Here is a 14805-nt window from a genome sequence, read left to right on the forward strand (position 1 = left end):
CTTGGCGCAGGCATGGTTAAAGTGGGGCACTGTGATCGACCCTCACCAGAACCATCAGGCTCCGCAACGGCTCCAACTGCGCATTCAGCGACTGGACCCTGATCTGCCGTTGCCGGTGAACGCGCGGCCGGGGGATGCCGGAATGGACTTGCGCGCCCGGGAGTCCGTTGTCCTGGAACCCGGTCAACGTGCGTTGATTCCCACGGGCGTGGCCATCGCCGTCCCGGAAGGGTGGGCCGGTTTTGTGAACCCTCGCTCCGGATTGGCCGCCAAACATGGCATCACGGTGGTCAACGCGCCCGGAACAGTGGATTCTGGGTACAGGGGTGAACTCAAGGTCACCGTGCTCAACACTGATACCACCCACGCCTTCCGCATCGAACGTGGAGACCGGATTGCTCAGCTGGTCCTCCAACGGGTGGCGGTGGTCGACGTCGTCGAAGTGACTGAACTGGATGTCACTGAGCGTGGCGACCAAGGATTCGGGTCCTCCGGCAGTCAGTGAAGCACCGCGCCGGGACCTCCCGGGCGCGGCGCCCCCGCCGAAGGACCGGCAGCCCCGCCTTCCGCTCATCCAGAGATTTGAGAGAAACCCAGAAATGTTTGGACGCAAGAAGAAGAACGCAGACTCCCCGGAGGCTTCGGCGAGCGCATCTCAGGCTGAGACCGCGCCGTTCAACGACGACGACGTCCGCGCGAACGGCCCGTACGACGTTTCCGAGATCGAATCCAAGGATGACTACCTGGATCTGGGCTCCATCCTGATCAAGCCCCAGCCCGGTGTGGGGTTGCGGCTGGAAGTGGATGAAAAGACCAAGCGCCCACGGGCCATCACTTTGGACGTGGCAGGCTCCACAGCCCAGGTCCAAGCGTTCGCCGCCCCCAAGACCGCCGGGCTGTGGGAGGAGATCCGCCAGGACCTCACCACCTCCCTACAGGGCAACAACGGTGCTCCGGAAGCCGTGGAGGGGACCTTCGGCACCGAGCTGCGCGCGCGGTTCCCAGCTAAGACCTCCCAAGGAACCACCGGCTACCGTCCTGCCCGATTCGTGGGAATCGATGGCCCACGCTGGTTCTTGCGCACCGTGATCTCCGGTGCAGCGGCCATCGATCCCGAGGCCTCCAAGAAGTTCGACGAACTGATTCGCGGCCTGGTGGTGGTTCGCGGCAAGGATCCCATGCCTCCCCGTGACCTGCTGCCCCTGAACGTCCCGGAGGGTGCCCAACGAGTGGGCCCCGCCCAAGGCAGCGCACCTCCTGCCCGGCCGCAGAACAATGGCTCAGCTCAGTCCAGTACGACCACGCAGCCGCCGGAACGTGGCCCGGAGATCGCGGAGGTCCGGTGACTGACCCGAGCGTTCCGTGCACGGCCTCCATGTCCTCCGTGTTGACGCGCTCCATGCCGGTGGCGGTCACCCCGGTGGCAGACGTTGATCTGACCACGCGCGCAGGAGGGGCCCGCCAATCAGTCCGGGCCGCCGGTGTGGTGGCTGAGGTGGGAGTGGCACCTGCTCAGGCAACCGCACAGTTCACCGCCTTGTTGATGGCCACCAACCACCGCGATCCCAAGGCGCAGCCCACCCCCGTGCGCCTGGTGTGGCAAGGCCAGCGCGCAGTACCCGGTGTGGCCGTGGGCGTTGTCCTGGACTGCGTGGGACTGCTGTGCAGCAGGGAGAACCAGCCCACCATTTTCAACCCCCGGTACGAGATCGTGGCCAAGAAGGTGCAACGGTGACTTCCTCCCCAACGGAGCCCCACGGGAAGCCGGAACAGAACACGGATCCGTCAGCCGATCAGGTCGCTGCGGCCTACGCCCAGCGCTCAGGGATGCGGCGCACCGCAGACGGCCACCTGGACGTGATGCACGCGATCGGTGGCTGGCGCGGTTTGACAGAAGCCCTGCTGCCCGGCGCGCTGTTCCTGACGGTGTTGATCATCACGAACCAGTTGGGCACGGCCCTGGTAGGTGCCCTGGCCGTGGCCGTGGTGTTCACGGTGGTGCGGCTGGTGCAGCGTCAGACGTTGGTCCAAGCCGTTTCCGGACTTATCGGCGTGGGCGTCTGCGCATTGTTCGCCAACACCACAGGGGAGGCCCGGGACTACTACACTCCTGGTTTCTTCATCAACGCCGCCTACGGTCTGGTGTTGCTGATCTCCATGGCCGTTCGCTGGCCGATTTTGGGCGTGGTCTTCGGTTACATCCGCGGTGAAGGCACCGGATGGCGCGCGGATCCGCTGCGCATGAAGGCTTACCGTCTGGCCACGGGATTCGTGGTGGCCATGTTCGCCGCCCGCCTGGCCGTTCAGCTTCCGCTGTACTTTGCCGACGACGTCGCCGCCCTGGGGATCGCGCGATTGGTCATGGGCGTGCCGCTGTATGCCATGGTGCTGTGGTTGGCTTGGATGGTCTCGCGCCCGCAGGCTTCCGCGGTCCGCTGAGCAGCCCGGATTCAGGTTCCTTAAGCCCGCTGATTCAGCGACTGAACAACACCTGGAGCTGATGTTCACCGTCGCCGGTGGCCAGGAAGAACAGTTCATCCTCGGCCTCGATGACATCGTCGCGGGTGGGTGCAATGGGCATCCCGTCACGCAGGATGGCCACCAGAGTGGCATCCTGTGGCCAGGGGACCTCTCCCACGGTGGTGGCGATGACGGTGTGTCCGTGGGGCACGGTGAATGCGTTGAGCGTGGCGCGGTCCGATTGCAGGTTGAGCAGGCGCACCACATCACCCACCTCAACGGCCTCCTCCACCAAGGCGGTGATCAGTCGCGGCGTGGAGACCGCCACGTCAACGCCCCAGGCTTGGTCGAACATCCATTCGTTCTTAGGGTTGTTGACCCGCCCCACGGTGCGCGGCACACCGAACTCGGAGCGTGCCATGATGGAGACCACCAGATTGACCTTGTCGTCCCCGGTGGCTGCCACCATCACGTCCATCTGCTCCAACTCCGCCTCACGCAAAATGGCGGGATCACAGGCATCCCCCACGATCCACCCGCTGTTGCGCAGATCCGCACGCCCGATTGCATCGGGTTTCTCATCGATCACCAGGACCTCATGACCGTGCCCGGCCAGTTCGCGAACGATCGAGGAGCCCACCGCGCCCGCACCCACCACTGCCACCTTCATGCCTGATCGACCCCTTCGCTGTTCTCATCATTCAGGTGCATGGACTGGGCCATCTCCTTCACCTCTGCCGACGGCGGTTGGGCGAGCACACGGGCGACGTCGTCGATGGCGTCAATGTGCATCATGGCGTGCACGATGTCCCCCTTCTGATAGCTGGTGGAGGCCCCCGGCAGAATGCCCTCACCGAATCGGGTGACAAAGGCGATCCGGACACCCGTGGCCTCTTGTATGGCGTCCAGATGGAATCCGGACCATGAGTCGTGCAGGGCGAGCTCACCCAACTGCAACCGGCCGGAGGCTTCCCGCCAGTCACCGGCAATGCGCTGTTCAGGGAGCATCCGACGCAGCACCTGATCGGCTGACCACCGCACGGCTGCCACTGTGGGGATGCCCAACCGCTGGTAGAACTCGGCGCGGGCAGGGTCATAAATGCGGGCCACCACACGCTGTACGCCAAAGGTTTCGCGGGCCACGCGGGTGGCCAGGATGTTGGCGTTGTCCCCGCTGGAGACGGCCGCAAACGCGTACGCCTGTTCAATACCTGCCCGGCGCAGGACGTCACGGTCGAATCCGTGGCCGGTGACTTTCTTGCCACTGAAGGTGGAGCGCAGGCGGCGCAGTGAACGGTCGTCCTGATCAATCACTGCCACGGAGTGGCCTGAATCCTCCAAGGCTTGGGCCAACATGACTCCCACGCGGCCGGCGCCCATGATCACAAAATGCGGCATGAGTTCAGATTAGTCGGGCCGTTCCGGCGGGGCAGGTGGGCGCGGGTGATTCACATGGGGAGCTGGTGTGGTGGTGGCAACACGGGCCTGGTCCGGTGCACAGGGGCAGACAGGACTAGCCTGTGGCCGTGAACCTTTTCCATGCCGTGCGGACCACCTTGGTGGGGCGCCCCCTGCACAACGCACGGTTTGCTGACACCGCCCTGTCCAAGCGAACCGGTCTGCCGGTGTTCTCCGCCGATGCTCTGTCCTCAGTGGCCTATGCACCGGATGAGATCGTGCTGACCTTGGCCCTTGCCGGTGTGGCAGCGGTGGCCATTTCGCCCTGGGTGGGACTGGCAGTGGTGCTGGTCATGGCGGTGGTGGTGGCCGCCTACCGTCAAAACGTGCGGGCCTATCCCTCCGGTGGCGGTGACTTTGAGATCGCCTCCAAGAATGTTGGACGCAAAGCCGGCGTGGTGGTGGGTGCGGCCCTGATGGTGGACTTCACCTTGGTGGTGGCGGTCTCCATGTCAGCGGCCGCGCAATACCTGGCGGCAGCTTTCCCCAGCCTGATCGATCACCGCACGGCCGTTGCCCTGGTGGGCATTGTGGTGGCGGGGCTGTTGAATCTGCGTGGGCTGCGGTTCATGGGTCGGGCCACGGTTGTTCCCACCTATGTCTTCATCACCGTCATGCTGGTGTTGATCGGCACAGGCTTGGTGGAATCCCGCACCGGTTCCCTGGACCCGGCGCCTTCCGCTGCATGGGAGGTGCTCCCGGCAGGCGGCTCGGACACGGTGTGGACCACGCTGGGCATGATCATGTTGATTCTGCGGGCGTTCTCCTCGGGGGCCGTGGCCGTGACCGGTGTGGAATCAGTCTCCGGTTCCGTGCAGTACCTCAAGAAGCCACGGGCTGCCAATGCCGCGACCATCCTGACCATCATGGGCGTGATCTCCGCCGTGCTGCTGATGGGAGTCATGTACCTGGTGCAGCGCACCGGTGCCGTGGTGGTTCTGGACCCGGCCACGCAGTTGCGAATCAACGGTCACGCGCCGGAGGAGCACTTCTACCAGAACCCGTTGTTGGGTCAGCTGGCACGTGCGGTGTTCGGCCTGGAAACCCCCATGTTCTACGTGGTCATTGGGGCCACGGTGTTGGTGCTCATGGTGGCTGCCTCCACGGCATTCTCCGGATTCCCTGCCCTGGGATCCCGGCTGGCCCGTGATTCGTTCCTGCCACGTCAGCTCAAGGCCCGCGGGGACCGGTTCGCCTTCACCAACGGCATCATCGCCTTGTTGGTGGCAGCCGCCGTTCTGGTGGTGGTCTTCCGCGCCAACGTCAATGACCTGGTGCAGCTCTACGTGGTGGGTGTCTTCACCTCCTTCACGGTGACCCAGGCCGGCATGGTCCGGCACTGGAAGCGGCAGCGCAGAAACGTGCACCAGCCGCAGCAACGTCGTCGTCTGGTGGGGCCGGCAGTGCTGGCCTGTGTGGCTCTGGTCTTCTCTGCCACGGTGCTGGTGATCGTGCTGGTCACCAAATTCGCGCAGGGTGCGTGGATCACGCTGCTGGCCATGGCTGTGCTGGGCGGGCTGATGCTAGCCATCCGCAAGCATTACGACGCCGTGGACCGGGAACTGGTGCTGGCCAAGAACTCTTCCGCAAGGGCACTGCCATCCCGGGTGCACGCCATGATCATCGTGCCCTCGGTGCGCAAGCCGACCATGCGTGCCCTGGCCTACGCGCGCGCTTCACGTCCGTCCACACTGGAAGCCTTGGTGGTGGATGTGTCGCCGGCGGTGACCTCCCGCATTCTGGAGGACTGGCAGCGCCTGGAGGTTCCTGTGCCCGTCACGGTCCTGGATGCCCCGTACCGCAATTCCGTGCAGCCCGTGATCGATCACCTTCACCGGGTCCGACGCCGCTCCCCACGGGACCTTGTTGTGGTCTACATCCCGGAGTACGTGGTGGGCTCCTGGTGGGAGCGGGTGCTGCACAACCAGTCCACGGCCGCCTTGGCGCATCGATTGCGTCTTGAACCCGGGGTCATGATTGCTTCGGTACCCTGGCACGTTGATTCCCATGCCGCTGACCGCCCGGCATCCACCTCCACGGAGAACACGTGAACCTTGTGAACCGCGAGCACCACGGCCCGGAACTGATCCTGACACCGCACGCCTGGGCCCACGGCGGGCACACCGTGGCACGCACGGATCAGGGTCGTGTGGTGTTCGTCCGGCATGCGGATGTGGGGGAGCAGGTCCGGGTACGTCTGACCGAGCACCAGCCAGAGGCCAAGTTCTGGCGCGGGGACGCCGTTGAGGTGCTCACGGGCTCCGAACACCGACGCGAGCACCACCCGTGGGCAGCCGCTGACGCCGTTCTGTGCGCCTCCGACGGCGCTCAGCCCGTGGGAGGAGCTGAGCTGGGCCACCTCTCCGTGTCCCGCCAGCGCCAGATCAAGACCCAGGTGCTTCATGAGCTGCTGGGTGGGATCGGTGGACTGAGGCCTGAGGAACTGGAGGACCTTCAGCCCATCGTGACCTCCCTGCCGTACGAAGACCCTTTGGGGCTGCAGTGGCGCACCCGCGCCCACTTTGCGGTCAACGACGACGGCGTCATCGCCATGCACCCGCACCGCAGTGACCACCTGGTTGCGGTGGATGACTTTCCGCTCATGGTCCCCGCCTTGCGCAACCTGAACCTGGCCCAGGCCGATCTGCGGGGTGTGGTGCGAGTGGATGTGGCTGCACCCAGCGGGGAAGCGGGTCCTCTGGTCCTGGTCACGCCACCATCAGCGGGGGATGCGGACCTGCCGGAACGACTTCAAGCTGGGCTGGTGTCCCACCTGCAATCGGTCTCCCCGGAGGCATCCCTGGTTCTGGGGCCGGCCGAGGGGGTGCGTGGCGAACCGGCAGTGCTCATGCGCCGGGGCCACACGCAAGAACGTGTGGGCGATCTGACCTGGACGGTTTCCGCCGGAGGATTCTGGCAAATCCACCGGCAGGCACCATCCACATTGCTGCCCCGGATCAGCCAAGCGGCAGGGCTTGAACCCGGACAGACCGTGCTGGACCTGTACTCAGGCGCCGGGTTGTTCACAGCGGCCCTGGCACAGACCGTGGGGGAGTCCGGGCGGGTGGTGGCTGTTGAGGGATCGCCGGTCACCAGCGCGGATGCCGCCGCCACATTTGCCGAGCTTCCCCACGTGGACGTTGAGCGCGGGGAGGTGGAACGCAGCCTGGCCCGGATCTGGCCGGAGCGTGTTCGGGCCCCGCGTGGGCGTCACGGCGCTCGCAGCCAGGGCACTCAAGGCAGTGGGGGAACTCGCCGCAGGCGGTCTGGTTCTGAGCTCCGCAGCAGTGGCAACGGCAAGCGTCCCGCTGTGGCGAGCCCCGACGTCGTGGTTCTGGATCCCCCGCGGGCCGGTGCTGGCAAAGCTGTGGTGGATGCCATTCACGCGCTGCAACCGCAGCGGGTGGTCTACCTGTCCTGCGACCCGGCAACGTTGGCGCGGGACCTGGCGCGGTTCCGGCACCACGGTTGGCAGATCCGATCCATCTCCGGACTGGACATGTACCCCAACACCCACCACCTGGAAACCCTGGTGACCCTCACCCGGTGAGGTTGGCACAGGGGGTCAGCGGCTGACTGTGCAGCAGCAGGGTGACAAATTGTCGTCAAACGGAGTCGTAAGACGGCGTCGCAACCTGTGCAGGTGTCTGAAAGCGGTATATTGGGCGGCGACTGCCGGGACGTCGACGTCGCCGGCCGGCCACGAGTGCCGGTCACGGAAGCGACCCCATGACGTCCGCGGTACAGCACAACCGTGGCGAGAGGAGTTCCGGGCAATATGAGCACCGTGGACAGTTTCGGAGCCAAAGGCGTTCTTGACGTCAATGGCAAAGAGTATGAGATTTACCGTCTGAACGCGCTGGAAGGAGCAAAGAAGCTCCCGTTCAGCCTCAAGGTTTTGTTGGAAAACCTGCTGCGTACCGAGGACGGAGCGAACATCACCCAGGCCCACATCGAGGCCCTGGCCAACTGGGATCCATCCGCCCAGCCCAACACGGAGATCCAGTTCACCCCTGCCCGTGTGATCATGCAGGACTTCACCGGCGTGCCCTGCATCGTGGACCTTGCCACCATGCGTGAGGCCATTGCCGAACTCGGCGGCGACCCCGCCCGTGTGAACCCGCTGGCACCCGCCGAGCTGGTCATCGACCACTCCGTGCAGATCGACTCCTTCGGTAACAGCCAGGCGATCGAGCGCAACATGGACATCGAGTACCAGCGCAACGGGGAGCGTTACCAGTTCCTGCGCTGGGGCCAGACCGCATTCGACGACTTCAAGGTTGTCCCCCCGGGCATGGGCATTGTCCACCAGGTCAACATTGAGAACCTGGCGCGCGTGATCATGACCCGCGAGGTCGACGGCGTGACCCGGGCCTACCCGGACACCTGCGTGGGCACCGACTCCCACACCACCATGGAGAACGGCATCGGCGTTCTCGGCTGGGGCGTGGGTGGCATCGAGGCCGAGGCAGCCATGCTGGGCCAGCCCATCTCCATGCTGATCCCGCGTGTGGTCGGCTTCAAGCTCACCGGAGAGATCCCCTCCGGCGCCACCGCCACCGACGTCGTGCTGACCATCACGGAGATGCTGCGCGCCCACGGTGTGGTCGGCAAGTTCGTGGAGTTCTACGGCGAAGGCGTGGGTGCGGTGCCGCTGGCCAACCGCGCCACCATTGGCAACATGAGCCCCGAGTTCGGTTCCACCGCCGCGATCTTCCCGATCGACGACGTCACCATGGACTACCTGCGCCTGACCGGGCGCTCCGCCGAGCAGGTTGCTCTGGTGGAGGCCTACACCAAGGAACAGGGGATGTGGCACGATCCCTCCCGCGAGATCGAGTTCTCCGAGTACCTGGAACTGGACCTCTCCACCGTGGTGCCGTCCATCTCCGGACCCAAGCGCCCCCAGGACCGCATCGAGCTGTCCAAGTCCAAGGAGCAGTTCGCCAAGGACATCACCAACTACCCGTCCTCCAAGGGCGCGGAGTCGGCATCGGTGTCCATGGCAGACGGCCGCGAGTTCGAGTTGGAGACCGGTGCGGTCTCGATCGCTTCGATCACCTCCTGCACCAACACCTCCAACCCGTCCGTGATGATGGCTGCCGCCGTGCTGGCCCGCAATGCGGTGGAGAAGGGGCTCAAGGCCAAGCCGTGGGTCAAGACCTCCATTGCTCCGGGCTCCAAGGTGGTCACCGACTATTACGAGAAGTCCGGCCTGGTCCCTGCACTGCAGGAGCTCGGCTTCTACATCGTGGGTTACGGCTGCACCACCTGCATCGGCAACTCCGGCCCGCTCGAGGATGAGATCTCCCAGGCGATCCAGGACAACGACCTCGCCGTGACCTCGGTGCTTTCCGGCAACCGTAACTTTGAGGGCCGTATCAACCCGGACATCAAGATGAACTACCTGGCCTCCCCGCCGCTGGTGGTCGCTTACGCTCTGGCCGGCAACATGGACTTCGACTTCGAGTCCCAGGCCCTGGGCCAGGATGCCGACGGCAACGACGTCTTCCTGAAGGACATCTGGCCGGATCCGGCCGAGGTCCAGAAGATCATCGACGCCTCGATCGACACGGAGATGTTCACCAACGAGTACGGCACCATCTTTGACGGGGATGAGCGCTGGCAGAACCTGGACACCCCCACGGGCAAGGTCTTCGAGTGGGATGAGAACTCCACCTACGTGCGCAAGCCACCGTACTTTGAGGGCATGACCATGGAGACCACCCCGGTCTCCGACATCGAGGGAGCCCGCGTGCTGCTCAAGCTGGGCGATTCGGTCACCACCGACCACATCTCCCCGGCTGGTTCCTTCAAGTCGGAGACCCCGGCCGGTCAGTACCTGGTGGCCAACGGCGTGGAGCGCAAGGACTTCAACTCCTACGGCTCCCGCCGTGGTAACCACGAGGTCATGATTCGCGGCACCTTTGCCAACATCCGCATCAAGAACCAGCTGCTGGACGGCGTTGAGGGTGGCTTCACCCGCGACTTCACCCAGGAGGGTGGCCCGCAGGCCTACGTCTACGACGCCTCCCAGAACTACCAGGAAGCCGGCACCCCGCTGGTCGTCCTGGCAGGCAAGGAGTACGGCTCCGGTTCCTCGCGTGACTGGGCGGCCAAGGGCACTGCGCTGCTGGGCATCGAGGCCGTGATCGCCGAGTCCTACGAGCGTATCCACCGCTCCAACCTGATCGGCATGGGCGTGCTGCCGCTGCAGTTCCCCGCCGGTGAGTCCGCCGAGTCCCTGAACCTGGATGGCACGGAGACCTTCTCGATCGCAGGAGTCACCGCTCTCAACGAGGGCCAGACCCCCAAGACCGTCAAGGTCACCGCCGCCAAGGAAGACGGCTCCACCGTGGAGTTCGACGCCGATGTTCGCATCGACACCCCAGGTGAGGCCGACTACTACCGCAACGGCGGCATCCTGCAGTACGTGCTGCGCCAGATCGCGGCCAACTGATCAGTTTCCACTGATTGGTTGACGGGTTGGGCCCGCCCCGTCATGCACGGGGCGGGCCCAACTCATGCGGCCAGACCGTCACCGGCTGTCCGGTTGCGCCACGGTCATGTTCGATTTCGCCACTTTTCCGGGCCCCACGTGGTCGCAACCGAACACGGTGGTGGCGGAACCGACCCTGGTTCCGGGGCGCTGACCGGTGGCCACCACGCGGTGCCCCTGGCTCGGTCCACGGCGCCGTCAGAGGGGCCAGATGAAAGCACGGGAGGCCGTGGACGCGTACGATCGATGGATGAGGAACTACCGGGGGCCAGGAGGACAACCATGACCCTGCTCGAGCGCATCAACGGTCCGGAGGACCTGGAGGCACTGTCACAGCAGGAACTGCTTGAACTGGCGCAGGAGATCCGCGACTTCCTGGTGACCAACGTGGCGGCCACGGGCGGTCACCTGGGCCCCAACCTGGGTGTGGTGGAGCTGACGCTTGCCTTGCACCGGGTGTTCGACTCCCCGCGTGACCCCATCGTTTTTGACACGGGGCACCAGTCCTACGTGCACAAGCTGCTAACGGGCCGCCAGGATTTCACCACGCTGCGCCAGGAGGGCGGTTTGGCCGGCTACCCGGATCGCCGGGAGTCAGAGCACGACGTCGTGGAGTCCTCCCACGCATCATCGTCTCTGTCCTGGGCGGACGGCATCTCACGTGCTTTCGGCATGACGGGACAGGGGGACCGGACGGTCGTCGTCGTGGTTGGCGACGGCGCCATGACCGGCGGCATGACCTGGGAGGCTGCCAACAACATTGCCGGGGATCCTGACCGGCGCGTGGTGATTGTGGTCAATGACAACGGCCGTTCCTACGCCCCCACCGTGGGTGGATTGGCCCGCCAACTGCACAATCTCAAAGCGGACGTCCAACAGGGTGTGGACGCCGTGCGAACGGACCGCCGGTACGAGGAACTGCTGACCACCGTCAAGGACGGGTTGAAGAACGCCGGGCCCATCGGCCAGGCCGCCTACCGTGGACTGCACGGGATGAAGGTGGGGCTCAAGGACGTGGTGGTGCCCCACGGGCTGTTCGCGGATCTGGGCATGAAGTACGTGGGACCGGTGGACGGGCACGATCAGGAAGCCTTGGAGCAGGCCCTGCGCAATGCCAAGAACTTTGGTGGGCCCGTGATCGTGCATGCCATCACGGAGAAGGGTCACGGCTATCCGCCGGCGTTGGCGGATGAGGCGGACATGTTCCACGCCGTGGGCACCATCAACCCGGAGACCGGGCAGCCCATGAAGCCCAGCTCAGGGCGCTCCTGGACCGCGGTGTTCGGAGATGAAATCGCAGCGATCGCCGATGAACGCGAAGACATCGTGGGGGTCACCGGGGCCATGTTGATCCCCGTGGGACTGCAGAAGATGCAGGCAGCACACCCGGACCGCGTGGTGGACGTGGGCATTGCCGAACAGCACGCACTAACCATGGCCGCCGGCATGGCCTTCGGCGGCCTGCACCCCGTGGTGGCCCTGTACGCCACCTTCCTGAACCGCGGGTTCGACCAACTCCTGATGGACGTGGCCCTGCACAAGGCCGGGGTGACCGTGGTGCTGGACCGCTCCGGGGTGACCGGACCGGACGGTCCCAGCCATCACGGCATGTGGGACCTTGCCCTGCTGCAGATCGTGCCCGGCCTTCACCTGGCAGCCCCCAGGGATGAACCCAGCCTGGTGGAACAACTGCGTGAGGCCGTTGCCATCAACAATGCTCCCACCGTGATCCGCTACCCCAAGGGCAACGTGGGGCCGCAGATCCCCGCCGTGGAGCGGTTGGAAGACGGCGTTGACGTGCTGCTGCGCACCGGCACCGGAGAAGAGGTGCCGGATCACGACCGTGACGTCCTGTTGGTCTCAGTGGGTTCCATGGCAGAGGTGTGCCTGGATGGCGCTGCGCGCCTGGAAGCACACGGTGTGACCGCCACAGTGGTGGATCCGCGCTGGGTCTTGCCGGTGCCGTCGTCGTTGGCTCGGCTTGCCGGTAACCACCGGATCGTGGTGGTGGTGGAGGACGGCGTGCGTTCAGGTGGCATCGGGTCCCTGGTGCGCCAAAGCCTGCGGGATGCCGGAGTGGACACCGCTCTCAATGAGGTCGGTCTGCCCACCGAGTTCCTGACCCACGCCTCCCGGGACCAGATCCTTCAGAGGGTGGGGTTGACCGCGCAGCGCATTGCCCAGGACACCCTGGCTTCCGTTTTGGGCACCAAGGTTCCGTACGCACGGCCCGTGGATGACAGCGCAGAGACCCACACTCACGTGGGGGAGCGCTGATCCTTGCGGGAGGATCAGAATTCACGACGACGTGCACCGACTTGCGTACGCGCGCCACGTTGTAGCACCCATCACTTCTCAGTAGGCTGAGATCTTGGAGAGCGGGGTGTTCCCGCTGGGCAACGAAAGGAATCCAGAGATGTTGAGGAAAGCTGCATTTGTGGTCGGCTTCGGAGCAGGCTTCCTGGTCGGTTCCTACATGGGTCGCGAGCCGTACGAGAAGGTTCAGGCCAAGGTGACCGGCGTGGTGGAGGACCCTGAGGTCCGCCGCAAGGTCCAGGAAGGTGCGGAGAAGGCTGCGGCCACCGTCAAGGAACAAGCACCCGTGGTGGGGGAGAAGGCTGCTGATGCCGCCAAGTCCGCCACAGCCAAGGCCAAGGAGTCTGCGGGCAATGCCGCCGACGCCGCCAAGGACAAGGCCGATCAGGCCTCCAAGAGCAAGTCCGGGGACGCCACGGACAACCTGGACGGCGCATCCAAGGACGCCGGTGCCCCCAAGCCGGGTCCCGGTCCCGTCCAGCCGACTCCGGGTTCCACCAGCTGAATCGGAATTCCATCAGTTGAATCGGAATTCCATTAGCTGAATCCGAGCGTGAACAACTGCCCCGCACCGTGTTGTTGGCGCGGGGCAGTTGTGTGTCTGGCGCTTGTTTGATGTGCCAGGCCCGGGTTTGACCTGCGGGCCCGGGTTTGACGTGCCGGGTCAGGACCCGGGGTGTTGTTGCCCCAGTAGTTCGGCGAGCACGGGGGCTGCCAGGTCGACCTGCCAGGAACGTGCGCCCAGCTCCGTGAGCGTCTGGCCCACTGCGGCTGGGGTGGCAGCGGCGGGCGGATCCCATGCCAGACGGCGCAGGTGTTCAGGCACCAGCATGTTTTCAGTGGGCATGGTGTGTTCTGCCGCCAGATCCGCGATGGCCGGTTTGAAGACCTTCAAGCGGGTGGCCGCCGCGGGGCGTTTGGTCTCCCAGGCCTTGACCGGCGGAAGGGCATCCGAGGCGATGTTGAAGGGCACCAGCTCCTCCTCCCGGCGGGCCTCCTGCAGGGCGGTCAACCACCGGGGGGCTTCACGGGAGGCTGCCCGACCGTGGAAGCCCGGGGTCTTGAGCAGTTGGGGCACCGTGCGGGGCATGGTGATGGCAGCGGCCACCAGCGCTGAGTCAGGCAGCAGACGGCCGGGGGAGACATCCCGGTTCTTGGCCAGCTCCTCCCGGGCAGACCACAGATTCCGCAGGGCGGTGAGTTGACGGCGGTTACGAACCTTGGTGATCCCAGAGGTTCGCCGCCATGGATCCTTGCGCGGTACGGGCTGATCGGCGCTGCGAATGGACTCGAATTCCTCCAGCGCCCAGTCCAACTTGCCCTGTTCACGCAGAAGGTCCTCCACGGCCCACCGCAGCTGTACCAGGACTTCCACGTCCAGAGCGGCGTAGGTCAACCAGGATTCCGGCAGGGGTCGCTTGGACCAGTCCACGGCCGAGTGTTCCTTGGAGAGGGTGAACCCCAGAAGTTCTTCTGTTTCTGCAGCCAGACCCACACGGGCCAGGCCTGCCAGGCGCCCACCCAGTTCGGTGTCAAAGAGCTTATCCGGCCACATGTCCAGGTCCCGTAGGCAGGGGAGGTCCTGGGTTGCTGCGTGGAGCACCCATTCAACACCCTTCAGGGCCTCGTTGACCACGGCCAGGGACCCCACGGCCTCCGGGTCGATCAAGATGGTGCCGGTGCCCTCACGGCGCAACTGCACCAGAAAGGCGCGCTGCCCGTACCGGAACCCACTGGCCCGCTCGGTGTCCACGGCCACGGGGCCGTGGCCTGCAGCCAGCTCGCCTGCTGCCCGTTCCACCTGGGAGAAGGAGTTGAGCACGCGGGGGATTCCCTCATGGGGACGGTCCAGGTGGACCGTTTCCGGCACGGTGAAGTCCTCGAATCCCGGTACCACAAGCGCCAGTGCGCTCTGCGTGGCACCGGAGCTGTTGCGCGCCCGGGTGCCACCGTCAGTGGCGTGCTGTGGTGTGCCAGTGGTGCTCACGGTTTGCGGTCAGTTCCTCAGTTCTCCTGTGGCCGATGCAGGCCACGTCCCTACAGGGTGGTGCGCCTCAGATGAGGCCGGCGAC

General features: G+C 65.3%; 12 protein-coding genes. 9 read left to right on the top strand and 3 right to left on the bottom strand.

Annotated features, from left to right (window positions below; genetic code table 11):
- Positions 1-31 precede the first annotated feature (31 nt).
- The 4 genes from dut to GTW58_RS03010 all read left to right on the top strand — a co-directional run bounded on the left by dut (position 32) and on the right by GTW58_RS03010 (position 2439).
- Positions 32-505 carry a dUTP diphosphatase gene (dut, locus tag GTW58_RS02995; RefSeq protein ID WP_232817936.1) on the top strand — a complete coding sequence of 158 codons (474 nt, stop codon included), beginning with the start codon at positions 32-34 and terminating at the stop codon, positions 503-505.
- 94 nt (positions 506-599) lie between these two features.
- The gene (locus GTW58_RS03000; protein WP_047692036.1) at positions 600-1346 is read left to right on the top strand and encodes a DUF3710 domain-containing protein; all 747 of its coding nucleotides are present in this window, start codon (positions 600-602) and stop codon (positions 1344-1346) included.
- Positions 1343-1735: a hypothetical protein gene (locus tag GTW58_RS03005; RefSeq protein ID WP_052209753.1), complete on the top strand. Its 393-nt coding sequence runs from the start codon at positions 1343-1345 to the stop codon at positions 1733-1735. Before GTW58_RS03000 ends, GTW58_RS03005 begins: the two co-directional genes overlap by 4 nt.
- Positions 1732-2439 (top strand): DUF3159 domain-containing protein, encoded by a 708-nt coding sequence (locus GTW58_RS03010; protein WP_232817935.1) that lies wholly within the window; start codon positions 1732-1734, stop codon positions 2437-2439. The genes GTW58_RS03005 and GTW58_RS03010 overlap by 4 nt, the downstream gene beginning before the upstream one ends.
- Before the next feature lie 34 nt (positions 2440-2473).
- Here the strand turns inward: GTW58_RS03010 and GTW58_RS03015 are convergent, their stop codons facing one another.
- Positions 2474-3130: a potassium channel family protein gene (locus GTW58_RS03015; RefSeq protein ID WP_047692034.1), complete on the bottom strand. Its 657-nt coding sequence runs from the start codon at positions 3128-3130 to the stop codon at positions 2474-2476.
- On the bottom strand, positions 3127-3858 hold the full coding sequence (locus GTW58_RS03020) for a potassium channel family protein (RefSeq protein WP_047692033.1): 732 nt from the start codon (positions 3856-3858) through the stop codon (positions 3127-3129). The genes GTW58_RS03015 and GTW58_RS03020 overlap by 4 nt, the downstream gene beginning before the upstream one ends.
- A gap of 122 nt (positions 3859-3980) precedes the next feature.
- On the opposite strand from GTW58_RS03020, the gene GTW58_RS03025 reads away from it, so the two are divergent.
- The 5 genes from GTW58_RS03025 (at position 3981) to GTW58_RS03045 (ending at position 13238) form a co-directional block, all read left to right on the top strand.
- Complete coding sequence (locus GTW58_RS03025) at positions 3981-5969, top strand: APC family permease (RefSeq protein WP_047692032.1); 1989 nt, start codon at positions 3981-3983, stop codon at positions 5967-5969.
- Positions 5966-7468: a class I SAM-dependent RNA methyltransferase gene (locus tag GTW58_RS03030; RefSeq protein ID WP_232817934.1), complete on the top strand. Its 1503-nt coding sequence runs from the start codon at positions 5966-5968 to the stop codon at positions 7466-7468. Before GTW58_RS03025 ends, GTW58_RS03030 begins: the two co-directional genes overlap by 4 nt.
- 228 nt (positions 7469-7696) lie before the next feature.
- Entirely contained in the window at positions 7697-10378 is a 2682-nt protein-coding gene (gene acnA, locus GTW58_RS03035) for an aconitate hydratase AcnA (protein WP_119932235.1), read from the top strand.
- A gap of 321 nt (positions 10379-10699) precedes the next feature.
- Positions 10700-12694: a 1-deoxy-D-xylulose-5-phosphate synthase gene (dxs, locus tag GTW58_RS03040; RefSeq protein ID WP_119932234.1), complete on the top strand. Its 1995-nt coding sequence runs from the start codon at positions 10700-10702 to the stop codon at positions 12692-12694.
- A gap of 139 nt (positions 12695-12833) precedes the next feature.
- Positions 12834-13238, top strand: coding sequence for a hypothetical protein (locus GTW58_RS03045; RefSeq protein WP_052209752.1), 405 nt, complete (start codon positions 12834-12836; stop codon positions 13236-13238).
- A gap of 159 nt (positions 13239-13397) precedes the next feature.
- Here the strand turns inward: GTW58_RS03045 and GTW58_RS03050 are convergent, their stop codons facing one another.
- Positions 13398-14630: an HRDC domain-containing protein gene (locus tag GTW58_RS03050; RefSeq protein ID WP_052209759.1), complete on the bottom strand. Its 1233-nt coding sequence runs from the start codon at positions 14628-14630 to the stop codon at positions 13398-13400.
- Positions 14631-14805 lie beyond the last annotated feature (175 nt).

The sequence above is a fragment of the Kocuria subflava genome (assembly GCF_012163155.1).
In the GTDB taxonomy this organism is placed as follows: Bacteria; Actinomycetota; Actinomycetes; order Actinomycetales; family Micrococcaceae; genus Kocuria; species Kocuria subflava.